Below are 15,010 nucleotides of genomic sequence, written 5' to 3' on the forward strand. Positions count from 1 at the left end.
TGAATGCGCCGCGCGGTTGACAAGGTCGCGGTCTGCGACTATTTTTCGAACCCATTACCCGTTCGCGAACTTGTTACCGACACTGTGCTGATGAAAAATATCGATATGCCGCGGGTTGTCGACGCGACGGCCCGCGCCTTGGTGCTGGGTTCGCAATGAGTCATCGTTACCACTTTATTTCCGGCCTGCCGCGCTCCGGTTCGACGCTGCTGGCCGCTATTCTGAAACAGAATCCGCGCTTTCAAGCCGGTATGACCAGTCCGGTCGGCGCATTTTTTTCGGGTTTGCTCGATCAGGTCAGCGCCGGTAGCGAGTGGGGGCCGGTCGTGACCACCGCGCAACGCCGCCGCCTGCTGCGCGGTTTGTTCGACAGTTATTACGCCGAGGAAACCGGCAAGGATGTGGTGTTCGATACCAACCGGGCTTGGTGCGGCCGCTTGCCGGCACTGCTGGATTTGTTCCCGGACGCCAAGATCATTGCCTGCGTCCGCAACGTGGCCTGGGTCATGGACAGTCTGGAGCGGCTGTACCGGGCCAGCCCCTATGAAAACAGCCGCTTGTTCGCCGACGACGTCGAGCGCAATACCGTGTATAGCCGGGTGGAAACCTTGGCGCAGCGCAATCGCCTGGTCGGTTTTGCCTGGTCGGCGCTGAAGGAAGCGTTTTACGGCGAGCAGGCCGCTTCGCTGCTGGTCGTCGACTACGATTTGCTGGCTCGGGCGCCCGAGAAGGTGATGCCGTTGATTTACGATTTTCTCGGCGAGCCCGCGTATCCGCACGATTTCGCGAATCTGCAGTACGACGCGCCGGCCTTCGACAACAATTTGGGCTTGTCCGGCCTGCACAGCATTCGACCTCGAGTGACCTTGGAGAACCGGGCGACCATTCTGCCGCCGGATCTGTTCGAGCAATACGCCGATATGGCGTTCTGGCGCGACGGCCGCGGCAGTCGCGCCCACGTTGTTTCCGCGCAACCGGCCGCCGCTCGGCCGCTGGCGAAATCCGTTTGATTGACCGTCGATTTTGGGGAGCAAGACCATGAAACTATTCGAGCGTATTCGCCCCGCCGGGACTCGCCATCGTTCCAAGGCGGCACCGCTACGTGCCTGGGCCTTGGAACCGCGCATCCTGTTCGACGGCGCGGCGGCGGTCAGCGCCGACGCCGCTCAAGCGGACGCGCCGCCGACCGCCGATCAGCCGCCTTCGGCGCTGGACGCTCAACATTTGCTGGATGCGGCGGCCGCCTGCCAATTCCCGGAAGCGACGGCCGCCCGGCCTACCGCCGTCATCTTCGTCGACAGCCGGGTCAGGGACGCCGAAACCTTGTTGGCCGGCGCCGATCCGCGCGCCGAAGTCGTAATGTTGGAGGCCGGCCGCGACGGCGTGCAACAGATGGCCGACTATTTGGCGGATCGCCGCGACATTTCGGCGATTTCCATTGTCGCCGAGGGCGGCGAGGCCAACGTTTGGTTGGGCAATGCCTGGCTGAACAATGATTCAATCGGCGGCTACGCCGCTCAACTCGATACGATAGGCCAAGCGCTGGCGGCCGACGGCGATCTGCAAGTCTATTCCTGCAACCTGGGCAGGGGCGCCGACGGCGCTACGTTTGCCCGGACCCTGGCCGATCTGACCGGGGCCGACGTGGCGGTGTCCGACAACCGCACCGGCGCTGGCGGCGATTGGGATTTGGAAGTGCGCACCGGCGACGTCTCGGCACCCGCGGCGTTTTCCGCTTCGGCCATGGCCGACTACGATTACGCGCTGGCGACGGTCACCGTGACCAACAATAACGATAGCGGTGCCGGGTCGTTGCGCGCGGCGATTGCGTCGGCGTCGTCCGGCGACACGATTACGTTCAACGCCGGAATGACGATTACCTTGTCCAGCGGCCAGTTAAGTATCAGCCAAAATTTGACGATAGACGGCGATCTGGACGACAACGGTAGTGCCGATGTTACCGTCGATGCCAATTACCACAGCCGGGTGCTGTCGATTACCAGCGGCAACGTGACCGTCGACGGTTTGACGATCACCCACGGTTTGGTTTCGGGCGACGGCGGTGCGTATAACAGCGTCAACGGCGGCGATGCGTTGGGCGCCGGAATCTCGGTGACCGGCGCGGGCACCACGGCCACATTTTTGCATTCGACAATCACCGGCAACGTCGCGGCCGGCGGCGGCGGCAACGGCGGTAGTGACAACGGGTCTTACGGTTACGGCGGCGGCGGCGGCGGCGGTTGGGGGACGACTGTCGGCGGAACCGGAGGGGCTTTTAATAATACTACACCTGGCGCCTCGGGTTCCGCGGGTACTGGCGGAAATGGCGGTGTTAACGGGGTTGCCAGCGCCTCTGGCCGGGGCGGTAGCAGTGGCGCCAGTGGCGCCGGCGGCGCGGGGGGAACCAGCGGTAGTGCCAATGCGGGCGGAACCGGGGGAACCGCCGGCTCGGGCGGACTGAATTTTATCGGCGGCGGCGGCGGCGGATACGGTTCAGGCGGCAGCGGCAGCGCGGTGGTTGGCCGGGGCGGGATCGGCGCCGGCGCTTTAGCAATCGGTTCCGGCGCAACGGTGTACATGGCGTCGACCTCGATCACCAACAATCTCGGCGCCGGCGGCGGCGGTGCGGGTGGTTACGGTGTCGATGGCGGCGACGGCGGAGCCGGCGTCGGCGGAATCTACAACAATGGTGCCTTCAAATACGAAAACGCTACCATTACCCACACCTCGAATTACGGAGGCGGCGGTGCCGGCGGAACGTCCTCGGGCGGTAACCCCGGCGCCTCCGGGTCGGGCGGTAACGCCGGCACCGAATGGCTAGACGGGCCGGGTAGCACGGCCGCCTGGACGCCGCCCTCGCCGACGGCGTCGATTACGTCGGCTACCTACGACGCCGGCACCAACGTGCTGTCCGTCACCGGCGCTAATATGACCACCGGCGACAGCATCGATACCACCAAGCTGACACTGACCGGCGAGGGCGGCAATACCTATACCTTGGCCGGCAGTTACACGGTGACCGCCAGTAGTTCCACCAGTTTTAGCATTACTTTGGATGCCACCGATCAGCTCAACGTCGAAGGCCTGCTGAATAAGGACGGGACCGCGTCCGCCGGCGCGACCACCTACAATCTGGCCGGCGCGGCGAATTGGGACAGCACCGCCTCGGCATCCGCAGATACCACCGGCAACGGCGTTACCGTCAGCAGTACCCAAACGCCGACCTTGACCTCGGCGACCTACGACACCGCGACCGGCTTGTTGGTCGTGACCGGCACCCATCTGGTCAAGCAAAGCGGCGCGACCAACGATATCGACGCTTCGTTGTTTACGTTGACTGGTCAAGGCGGCAGCTACACCTTGACCGACACCAGCGACGTGGAGATCACTTCGGCGACTGCGTTCACGTTGACGTTGTCGGCCACCGACAAGGCCCAGGTCAACACCCTGCTTGATAAAAACGGCACCAGTTCCAGCGGCAGCACGACTTACAATTTGGCGGGGGCCGATAATTGGAACGGGCCAATCACCGGCGGTAGTATTGCCGATACCAGTGGCAACGGCATCACTGTTTCCGGCATCAATTCGGCGGCGGTGATTAGCGGTTTGAACGGCGATAGCGTGGCCTTGTCCGGCACCGTGACCCTCGATGCCAGCGGCAATTTGACCGTTTCCGATGCCGAAAACGACGTGAGCGGCTGGAACGGCGCTTCGTTGACCGTGCAGCGCGGCAAGATCGGCGATACCAGTATCGCCGATGCCACTAGCAACGACGTCTACAGCTTTAATGCCAGCGGTTTCAGCGATACCGGTTCGGCGTTGCAAACCGGCGGCGCGACCACCTTCGCTACTTACACCAATACCGGCGGGGTGTTGACGATCAACTTCAACGCCAATGCCACCACCGCGTTGGTGCAAGCGGTGATGCGCGGCATTCAATACGCCAACAGCACCCCGTTCGGCGATGCCACGATCCGTTTCGCGTTGAGCGACGGTACCGCGACGACGAATGCCGATGTCAGTGTGACCAGTTCCAGTATTTACGTGACCCAGACCAGCGACGACAGCGGTAACGACGCCGCCGACGGCTTCGGTTTGCGCGAAGCGTTGGCGCGCTCGACGGCCCAGGCCGGCGCGGATAGCGTGATTCTAAGCAATTTGACCAGCGGCACCACGCTGACCTTAACCGGCTCCACCGCAACCTTGGGTGCCGGCGATACGGTGACCTTGCAAGCGGCAAAGACCGTGACGATAGCCGGTAGCGGCGGTGGCGGTCTGGTACTGGCCGGGTCCGGCACCTTGAATTTGCTCGGCGCTAGCGCCGCCTTGACCGTGTCCGCCGATATATCCGGCGCCAGCGGCAGTCTCAGTAAAATCAGCGGCGGTGCCTTGACGCTGTCAGGCAGCAATACATACGGCGGAGCGACTTCGTTCAGTAACGGCGCCGTGACTCTGAACGGCGGCGCGGCGATCCCCAACGCCAGCGCGCTGACCTTGGGCAACGGCGCAAGTCTGGCCGTCACGCTGGGCGCGGATGAAACCATCGGGTCGTTGAGCGGCAGCGGCGTGACCGGCAGCTTCGATCTCGGTTCGTTCACGTTGACGACCGGCGGCGACGCCACCTCGACCGGTTTCGACGGCGTGCTGAGCGGAACCGGCGGCTTAACCAAAACCGGTAGCGGCACCTTCACACTGAGCGGCGCCAACACCTATACCGGCGCGACCACCGTGTCGGCCGGCACGCTGGCTTTGAGCGGCGGTAGCGCCTTGGCCGACACCAGCGCGGTCAGCGTGGCCAGCACCTTGAGTCTCAACGCATCCGAGACGATCGGTTCGTTGGCCGGGGCCGGTAGCGTCGTTCTTGGCTCCAATACCCTGACCGCCGGCGGCGACAATTCGTCAACCACGTTTTCCGGCGGAATCTCCGGTAGCGGCGGATTGACCAAAGCCGGCAGCGGCACCCTGATTTTGTCGGGTAGCAACACCTTCAGCGGCGCGCTGACCTTGTCCGGCGGCACGTTGCAAACCGCCAGTCTAGGTAGCGCCGGTTCGCTGGTCATGGACGGCGGTACCTTGGCGGCTAGCGCCGGGGGTATTACCTCCTCGGTTGGGGTATCGGTCACCGCCAACGGCGGCGCGTTCAATACCACGGCCGGCAACATCACGCTGAACGGTAATCTGACCGGTACCGGTGGCATCTCGGTCGGCGGGGGCGCGGGCAACGTGCTGAAGCTAGCGGGTACCAACACCGGTTACAGCGGCACCATTACGTTGAACAACACGATCATCGACATCGCGTCGGACAGCGCGCTGGGGACCGGCGCGCTGGCCTGGAACGGCGGCAAGCTGCGTTCGACCACCACGGCGCGCAGCATAGCCAACGCGATCACGCTCGGCGGCGATGTGACGATGTCGGGCTCGTTTGCGTTGACCTTTACCGGCAACGTCGATTTCGGCAATGCGGCACGCACCATCAACAGCGGCGTCGATACGACGTTCTCGGGTGTCTTGAGTAATAGCAGCGGTCTGTTCACCAAGACCGGCGGCGGCACGATGACGCTGTCGGGCGCGAATACCTTGACCGGCGCCGTCACGCTGTCGCTAGGCGGGTTAACGTTAAATAACGGGAGTGCCATCGCCAACAATACCGCGGTCACGCTTGCTAGCGGGACCACGCTGACGCTGGGTGCCGCCAAAACCATCGGTTCATTGGCGGGCGCCGGCAATATTGCGCTCGGGGCTTTTACGTTGACGGCCGGGGACGGCTCCAACACCAGTTTTACCGGCGTCATCAGCGGTAGCGGCGGTTTGACCAAGACCGGTTCCGGTACCTTGACCTTGGGCGGCACCAACACCTATACCGGTGCGACCACAATTTCGGCCGGTACCTTGACCACCAGCGGCAACAACCGAATCGCCGACAGCTCGGCGGTGACGGTGGCCAGCGGCGCTAGCTTGACGCTATCGTCTGCGAGCGACCGGATCGGTTCGTTGGCCGGCGCCGGCGCGGTGTCCTTGACCTCCAGCACTTTGGAAATCGGCGGCGACAACACCAGCACCAGTTTTACCGGCACGATCACCGGTAGCGGCGCGACCGTCGACAAAGTCGGCAGCGGAACGCTGACCTTGGCCCTGTCCGGGACGAATGCCTTGACCGCCACGTCGCGTCTCCAAGCGTCCGGCGGTACGGTGGTGTTGTCCGGTACGCTGAGCGGCACGCCCGAACTGGCGCTGAACGGCGGCTCCTACCAGTTAGCGTCGGATGTCAGCGTCGGCCAAATCAATAGCTACAGCAGCGGTAATATCGATCTGCAATCCTTCACGCTGACTAGCGATTCGGCATCGTCAGGGGCGTTTTCCGGGGTAATCAGCGGCAGCGGCGGCCTGACCAAGCTGGGTAGCGGCGAATTGGACTTGTCCGGCACCAATACTTACACGGGGGCCACGACGATTTCGGCGGGCACGCTGACCTTGTCCGGCAGCGGCTCGGTGCTGGCAGATACCACCGCCGTCACCGTGGCTTCCGGCGCCATTCTGAATCTGCACGCCATCGACGACACGATAGGCTCGCTGGCCGGAGCCGGCACCGTGACACTGAACAGCGGCACGCTGACGGTGGCCGGTAATGCTTCGACCACGTTCTCCGGTATTCTGCAGGACGGCGGAAATAGCGGCGGCTTTGCTAAAGCCGGCAGCGGTAGCTTGACCTTGTCCGGCGCCAATACCTATACAGGTTCGACCGCGATCGACGCCGGTACCTTGGTGGTTACCGGCAGCTTGAACGGCGCCGGAGCCGGCGCGGTTAACGTGGCCAGCGGCGCCACGCTGGCCGGCACCGGTAGCGTCAACGGCGGCCTGACGATCGCTTCGGGCGGGACCTTGGCGCCGGGCGTGGCCGGCAGCAACGACGGCGTCGGCACGCTGACCGTGACCGGCGGTTTAACTATCGCCTCCGGCGGCAGCTTGGCGGCCGACATTGCCGGTTCGGCCAGCTACGATAGCGTGGCGGTTACCGGCGCGGTCAATGTCAGCGGCGCCACGCTGAGCTTGTCCGGCGCCCATGTCGCCACCAAATCGGCGAGCGGCGAAGCCTTCACATTGATTTCCAACGACGGTTCGGACGCGATCACCGGCAGCTTTAGCGGTTTGGCGGCGGCCGGCACCGTGACGTTTAACGCGGTGGCGTTGACCGCCAGTTACACGGTCGGCAGCAACAGTAACGACTTTCGCTTGACCGGACCGGTCAACCAGGGGCCGGCCCTGGGCGGTACCTTTACTACCGCCGGCAGCGTCAACGACAATGCCACGACCACGCCGTTCGCCAACGTGACCTACACCGACGCCGACGACAGTTCGGGCACGTTCACGCTGACCATCAGCTACACCGGCGCCAACGGCACCTTGAGCAGCGCCGGCGGCGGTTTGACCGGTTCGGCCGGCAGCTACACCTTGACCGCGAACAGTCCCGGCGCGCTGCAAACCCTGCTGCAAGCGCTGGTGTTTACCCCGACCGACAACCAAGCCGTGCCTGCCGGCACCGTCCAGACCACGTTTACGTTGACCGGCAACGACGGCACCAGCAGCGGCTCCGCCGACAGCTCGACCGTGATCACCGCGACCTCGATTAACGACGCGCCGACCGATTTGCAACTTTCCAACAACGCGATCAGCGTGTTCGACGGGCTCAACGCCACGGTCGGCACGCTGTCGGCGTCCGACGTCGATACCGGCCAGACCTTGACTTATAGCTTGGTCAGCGGCAGCGGCGATACCGACAACGCCAGTTTTACAATCAGCGGCACCACGTTGAGCGTCGACAACGCGGCTTTGACCGCCGGTCAGACGTATTCGGTTCGTATCGGCGCCAGCGACGGCACCGATTCGGTCGAACAGGTCTTCTCGATCACGGTATCTAATGATCTGACAGTGACCGTCACCGCGATAGACGGCAATGCGGTCAGTAGCTTTAATGCCGACGTCGCCGACGGCGGCGGTTTGGACCTGCGGGAAGCACTGTATTACGCCGGCACGATTGCCGGGCCGACCACGATCAACTTCGCCGAAACCTTGAGCGGCACCATCACGTTGGGCGGGGCCTATACCGTGGCCGACGGCGTGACCTTGGCGATGGATAGCGACACCGACAGCCGCTCGCTGACGATCGCCAGCCAGTCCTTGAATTTGGCCGGCGCGATTGGGGTCAGTGTCGGCACCGGCGATACGCTGACCATCAATTCCGCGCTAGCCGACGACGGTAGCGTGGTTTCTAATTTGACCAAAAGCGGCGCCGGCAAACTGGTGCTCGGCGGCACCAACAATACCTCGACCGGCGGCACCAGCGGCACCGGCTTGAATACCGCCGGCATCGCCGGTGGCACGTTGGCGGTGGCCGGCGACGCCAATCTGGGAACCGGCAACCTGACCTTGAGCGGCGGTACCTTGCAGACGACCGGCGGCTATCCCAATGCGATCGACAACAATATCGTGCTGGCGGCGGACAGCGGGATTCTGGTCGATACCGGCGCCTACCTGCAACACACCGGGGTGCTGAGCGGCAGCGGGGCTCTGACCAAACTGGGCGGCTCCACGCTGGAGCTGGCCGGCGCTTCGGCCAACACCTACAGCGGCGGCACCGCGATCGGCGCCGGTTATCTGCTGACCAGCAAGAGCGGCGCGCTGGGTAGCGGCGGGGTGATTATCGCCAACGGCGCCTCGTTGCACCTACAGAGCGCGGCGACCTTCAGCAACACGATCTCCGCCGCCGGCGTCGGCGCGGACACTAACGGCGCGATCCGCGCCATCGGCGGCGACAATACTTTGAGCGGCCTAATCACTTTGACCGGCAACACCAAGATCGATACCGGCGGCAACACCTTGACGCTATCCGGCGGCATCACCGACGGCGCCAACAGCTATGCGCTGACTCAGTTCTGGACCGGCACGCTGCTACTGTCCGGTACCGGCGATTGGGACGGCGGTCTGGCCGTGACCGGCGGCACCGTGCAGACTGAAGGCGGCGCGGCGATCAAGGACAGTTGCGCGGTGACCTTATCCGGTGCCGGAGCGCTAAGCATCAGCGCTAGCGAGACGATAGGCACGCTGTCCGGCGGCAGTTCGGCGGTCGCCGGCATTAGCTTGGATAGCGGCGCGGTATTGACCGTCAATCAAGCGACCGGCAGCAGTTTTTCCGGCGCGATCGCCGGTGCCGGCGGTTTGACCAAGGCCGGCGCGAACGAGTTGGAACTGTCCGGAACCAATACCTACAGCGGCGCGACCACGGTAACGGCCGGCATGTTGTCGGTCTCGGGCGGCGAGGCCATCGGCGACGATAGCGCGCTCGACATCGCAGGCGGCGCCACGTTGTTTTTATACGACAACGAAACCGCCGGCTCCCTGTCCGGCGCCGGCAGCGTGACCTTGAACAGCGGCAGCCTGACCGTCGGCGGCAATAATGCCTCGACCGGCTTTTCCGGGGTGGTCGAAGACGGCGCCATTGGTGGGAATTTGATTAAAACCGGCACCGGCACTTTGACCCTGTCAGGCAATAACAGCTATAGCGGAGAAACCACGGTGCGTGGCGGCGGTACCTTGGCGATAGCCTCCGACGCCAATCTCGGCGGCGGCGATCTGACCTTGAACGCCGGCACGCTGTCGATTAGCGCCGCCACGAACATCGATAACAATGTAACCCTGATCGGCGCGGCGACCGTTTCGAACAGCGCCGCCGCGACCTTGTCCGGCGTGTTGTCCGGCAGCGGCTCGTTGACCAAGCAAGGTAGCGCGGCGTTGACGCTATCCGGCGCCAATACCTACAGCGGCACGACGACGGTATCGGCCGGCGCGCTGGCGGTGACCGGCGCGCTGGGAGGGACCAGTGGCGTTTCGGTGCAATCCGGGGCGACCTTGGCCGGCAGCGGCAGTATTTTCGCGGTCAGTTCGACCAATCAATTGACGATACTCGACGGAGCGACATTGGCTCCCGGAGTGGCCGGCACCAATAACGGCATCGGCGTGCTGACCGTCAACGGCAATCTGCGGCTCAGCGGCGACATGGCCGCCGAAGTCGGCGGCGACGGCGGCGTGGCCGGCACCGACTTCGACCAAGTCGTCGTCAACGGCGTCGTCAGTTTGAACGGCGGATCGTTGAGCGTGAGCCGGGTCGGCGCTTACAGTGCCAGCAACGGTGCCACGTATCGGATCATCGACAACGACGGCGCCGACGCGGTGTCGGGCAGCGCCGGCACTTTCAACGGCATACCCGAGGGCAGCGACGCGACGTTGAACGGCGACATTTATACCGTGCGTTACGCCAGCGGCACCGGCAACGACGTGGTGCTGACCGCGTTGGTCAACCCGCTAGTGACCGACGTGTCGGCTTCGACCGCCAGCGGCAGTTACAAAGCCGGTGACATCGTCACCATTACCGTGACCTTCAACCGGGCCGTGACGGTGACCGGCACGCCGACCTTGGCGCTGAATACCGGCCGTAACGCCAGTTTCAGCGGCGGCTCGGGCACGACCACGCTGAGTTTCAGCTATGTCGTGCAAGCCGGCGACACCAGTGCCGACCTGGACTACGCGGCCACCACCGCGTTGGCCTTGAGCGGCGGCGCGATACTGGATAGCTCGACCAGTCTACCGGCGATATTGACCTTGGCCGCGCCCGGCGATCCCGACTCCTTGGGTGTCAACCGCGACATCGTGGTCGATACCTCTGCGCCGGCCGCGCCGAGCTTGAGCTTGGCCACCGACAGCGGCACCAGTAACAGCGACGCCATCACCAACAGCGGCGCGGTGACGGTGTCCGGTCTGGAAGGCGGCGCGAGCTGGCAATACAGCAGCGACGGCGGCACGAGCTGGACGACGGGCAACGGCACCAGCTTTAACGTCAGCGGCGATGGGGCCAAGTCGCTGTTGGTTCGGCAGATTGATATTGCCGGCAATGTCTCGGCCAATTCCGCCGCGCTAGCCTTTACCCTGGATACAGTCTCCGCCGCGCCGAGCTTGGCCTTGGCCGAGGATAGCGGCGCCAGTGCCGTCGATGGCTTGACCAACAATGGCGTCGTCAATGCGGGCGCTCTGGAAAGCGGCGCCAGTTGGGAATACAGCATCGACGGCGGTACGACTTGGGTCGCCGGCAGCGGCGACAGTTTTAGCGTGGCCGGCGACGGCGCCAAGTCGGTGTTGGCGCGGCAGACCGACTTGGCCGGCAATGCATCGGCTGAGTCGGTCGCATTGACCTTCACGTTGGACACCGCCGCGCCGGCCGAGGCGAGCGGAAGCTTGAGCGTGGCCGAAAATGCCGCGAACGGCACGGCGGTCGGTAGTGTGACGGCCAGCGATCTGCATGCGGTGGTTTACAGTCTGGTTGACGACGCTAACGGCCGCTTCGCGATCGACGCCGCGACCGGCGCGGTCACCGTCGCCGATGGCGGCCAACTAAATTACGAAGTCGCCGCCAGCCACTCGATCACAGTGCGCGCCACCGACGCGGCCGGCAATAGCCGCGACACCGAACTGAGCGTGACGCTGACCAATGCCAACGACGCGCCGACCGGCACGTTGACGATACGCGGCACGCCGACCGCCGGCGAAACCCTGACGGTCGTCGATGCGCTGAGCGACGCCGACGGCAAGGGTAGCGTGGTATATACCTGGAAGGACGGCGACGGCAATGTCCTGGGGACCGGCTCTCGCTTGTTGCTGACCCAAGCTTTCGTCGATAAAACCATCAGCGTGACAGCCAGTTACACCGACGGCTTGGACAACGCCGAGGAAGTCACTTCCAGCCCTACCGCGGCGGTGGCGATAGGCATCGTCACCAACGCCACGCAAACCGTGGACTTTAACGCGGGAACTGGCGGTGGACTGGGCGGTTTCGGTGGTTTGGGCGGCTCGTCCGCTGGTGGTGTCGGAGCGACCGGCGCCGGCGGCACGGTTGGTTCGGGCGGCTCTACTGGCGGCGGTTTGGGTGGCGGCATCGGCGCTGGCGCCGCCGGCGGTTTAGGCGGGGGTTCCGGATTTGGCGGAGCCGGCTTAAGCGGCGGGCTCGGCGCCGGTGGCGGCGCGGGTTTCGGCACCTCACTGTTTTCCAGCACCGTTGGCGACGGCGGTTTGTCTTCGACCAGCGGGCAAACCACCTCCTTGCAAATGCAGGCCAGCGTGTCGGCGGATGGCGGCAATGCGTTTACGATGCCGGCTCAAGCACTGTCCAGCCTGGATACCAGCTCGGGCGTCAGTTTTCAGGCGACCCAGGCCAATGGCGCCAGCCTGCCGAGTTGGGTACGTTTCGATCCCGCGACCGGCGGCTTGAGCGTGCGAGAAGGACAGGGCGGCGATAACACCGTCGTCAAAATCACCGCGACCGACGGACGGGGCAACCAGACCGTCGTGACCGTGGTGCTGAAACCGCAGAACCGGCCGGGCCAGGGTACGGGCGGCGAAGGTCGGAGCGGAGGCGAAGGCCAGAACGGGGCCGGCGAAGGCCGGCCGGGCCAAGGCGGCGGACGCCCCGCTTCCGGCCGTGGCGGAGAGCCGCGCGCCGAGCTTGGCAAGACGCCGCTAAGCACCCAATTGCAAGCGTTCGGCAGCCAACGCACCCTACGGGATGCCGACACCCTATTGAACCATCTGGCGCGAGCGTTCCGCGATCCACGGGACGCCGCATGACTTTATCGACACAGGAATTCGCTATGGCTGAAAACCATTCCCGACCGACCCCTCGGTTTAATCCCGGCCTGTTGGCGGCGGCGATCGGTGCCGTATGGCTGACCGGTTGTTCGCTGACGCCTTCGCCGCTAACCCAGCAAGAGCGGCAGAGCCAGATCGGTCTCGATCAGAGTCAGTTGTTCAAGCAACAAGAACCGCTGACCGCGCCGTTGACCTTGTATCAGGCGATGTCGCGGGCACTCAAATATAACCTGGACCATCGGGTCAAGATGATGGAACGGGCGGTCGCGGAAGGCCAGGCCACGCTGGCGCGTTTCGATTTGTTGCCGGAAGTGGTGGCTTCGGCCGGCTATCGCAGCCGCGACAATTTCAACGCCTCGGCCAGCCGCTCGATTTCGACCGGCCGGCAATCGCTGGAAACCTCGACCTCGCAGGACCGCAGCCGCTACCTGGGCGATTTGAGTCTGCGCTGGAATATTCTGGACTTCGGCGTCAGTTATTTCCGGGCTCAGCAGGAAGGCAACAAGGCCTTGGTGACCGCAGAAAGCCGGCGCAAGGTCAGCCACAATTTGATGAAGGACGTACGTAGCGCCTATTGGCGAGCCTTGAGCGCGCAGCGAATGACCGCCAAGATTCAACCGGTGCTGACCGAAGCCCGCCGCGCCTTGGAACTCGCCAGCCAGGCCGAGGCGGAAAAACTACGGGCGCCTCTGGAAGCCTTGCGCTATCGAAAAAGCCTGCTGGAAATCGTCCGCCGCTTGGAAGGCTTGTTGGAGCAACAGCAATTGGCTAAAGCCGAATTGACCGGCTTGATCAATCTGCCGCCGAATCAGGACTATCAATTGGCCGATGTCGCGGCCGGTGCTTGGCCCGGCATCGCCACGCCGCAGTTGAGTCAGGAACAACTGGACGAATTGGCCTTGCAACTGCGTCCGGAATTGCGTCAGGAAATGTATCAAACTCGGATCGGCTCGGCCGAAGTCAAAAAAGCCATGCTGCGCTTGCTGCCCGGCGTCGAGGTGCAATTGGGCGGCAATTACGATTCCAACTCCTATTTGCTGAATCAAAGCTGGGGCGAAATCGGCACGCAGATTTCCAAGAATCTGTTCGAGCTATTGTCGGCGCCGCAAGCCATCGCCACCGCCGAGACGCAGGAGTCGCTGGCCAACTCGCGGCGCTTGGCCGCGCACATGGCGATTTTGACCCAGGTGCGGCTGGCCCGGCAGCAATTGGCGCTGAGCGAAAACCAATTGAAATTGACGTCCGAGCTCGACGACATCAATCAGCAGATCCACCATCACGTGTTGAACAGCGAGTTGACCGAAGCGATGAGTTCGCTGGAGCGGATACGCACGTCGGTCGATTCGGTCTTGTCCGAGTTGCAACGCCACCAAAGTTACGCGGATTCGCAGGATGCGCTGGGTAAATTGTATGTATCCCTGGGCTTCGACCCGTTGCCGGCGACGATGGCCGACGATAGCGTCGATACGTTGGCGCGGGCGATCGAAGCGATCGATCAGGATTGGGCGCAAGGCCGCTTTCCATCGCAAGCCACCGACGATCCGACACCGGAAACCGCCGCCGCCGGCCAGGGAGAACATTCCTGATGGGCAAAGCTTGGTTTTTGTTGGTCGGTCTGGCGTTGGCGCCGATTTTGCGCGCCGAGCCGGCCGCCGACACCGAAATCCGCGCGCAACTGACCGCGCGCAACGCCACCACGCTGTCGGCGGAACTGGCGGCGGTGATTAAGGAATTGACGGTGCGCGACGGCGAGCGCTTCAAAAAAGGCCAATTGCTGGTGGCTTTCGACTGCTCTATTCAGCAAGCGCAATTGGAAAAGGCCCGCGCCACCGCGCAGGGCGCGGCCAAGACCTACGAAGTCGATCAACGCTTGGCCAAGCTGGAATCGATCAGCGTGCTGGAAGTCGAAGTCGCCGCCGCCAAATTGGGCGAGGCCAAGGCCGACGTGGCGCTGACCCAGGCCGGTCTGGAAAAGTGCAAGATCGCCGCACCGTTCGACGGCCGGGTCGCCGAACTGAAAGCCCAGCGCCATCAACATTTGAAAGTCGGCGATCCGATCATGGATGTGTTGGACGACGGCCAACTGGAAGTCAAACTGATCGTGCCGTCGCCGTGGCTGCGCTGGCTGAAGGCCGGTCAAGCGTTTACCGTGCACATCGACGAATTGGACCGGGATTTCCCGGCCGAAGTCGTCACCTTGGGCGCCCGTATCGATCCGGTCAGCCAAACCGTTGCCATTTTGGGGCGTATCACCGGCAAACATGCCGAATTGCTGGCCGGCATGAGCGGCCGGGCAGCCTTTCCCAGTCAATCACACTAA

At 63.8% G+C, this 15,010-nt stretch carries 4 protein-coding genes; all 4 read left to right on the plus strand.

Annotation, left to right across the window (positions count from 1 at the left end):
• Positions 1-155: 155 nt before the first annotated feature.
• From ACQE3D_RS07085 to ACQE3D_RS07100, 4 genes are read left to right on the plus strand one after another with little or no spacing between them, the layout of a single operon-like run.
• Positions 156-1,010: a sulfotransferase family protein gene (locus ACQE3D_RS07085; protein WP_313728573.1), complete on the plus strand. Its 855-nt coding sequence runs from the start codon at positions 156-158 to the stop codon at positions 1,008-1,010.
• Positions 1,011-1,038: 28 nt separating this feature from the next.
• Positions 1,039-12,669 carry an autotransporter-associated beta strand repeat-containing protein gene (locus ACQE3D_RS07090; protein WP_427551433.1) on the plus strand — a complete coding sequence of 3,877 codons (11,631 nt, stop codon included), beginning with the start codon at positions 1,039-1,041 and terminating at the stop codon, positions 12,667-12,669.
• 23 nt (positions 12,670-12,692) lie between these two features.
• Positions 12,693-14,276, plus strand: coding sequence for a TolC family protein (locus ACQE3D_RS07095; RefSeq protein WP_313728570.1), 1,584 nt, complete (start codon positions 12,693-12,695; stop codon positions 14,274-14,276).
• Positions 14,276-15,010 carry an efflux RND transporter periplasmic adaptor subunit gene (locus ACQE3D_RS07100; RefSeq protein WP_313728568.1) on the plus strand — a complete coding sequence of 245 codons (735 nt, stop codon included), beginning with the start codon at positions 14,276-14,278 and terminating at the stop codon, positions 15,008-15,010. The genes ACQE3D_RS07095 and ACQE3D_RS07100 overlap by 1 nt, the downstream gene beginning before the upstream one ends.

The sequence above is a fragment of the Methylomonas sp. MS20 genome (assembly GCF_050275925.1).
GTDB lineage: Bacteria > Pseudomonadota > Gammaproteobacteria > Methylococcales > Methylomonadaceae > Methylomonas > Methylomonas koyamae_A.

Excerpts from the sequence above, each read along its gene's own strand:
- ACQE3D_RS07085 (WP_313728573.1), top strand. The coding sequence starts at position 156 with ATGAGTCATCGTTACCACTTTATTTCCGGCCTGCCGCGCTCCGGTTCG.
- ACQE3D_RS07090 (WP_427551433.1), top strand. The coding sequence starts at position 1,039 with ATGAAACTATTCGAGCGTATTCGCCCCGCCGGGACTCGCCATCGTTCC.
- ACQE3D_RS07100 (WP_313728568.1), top strand. The coding sequence starts at position 14,276 with ATGGGCAAAGCTTGGTTTTTGTTGGTCGGTCTGGCGTTGGCGCCGATT.
- ACQE3D_RS07095 (WP_313728570.1), top strand. The coding sequence starts at position 12,693 with ATGGCTGAAAACCATTCCCGACCGACCCCTCGGTTTAATCCCGGCCTG.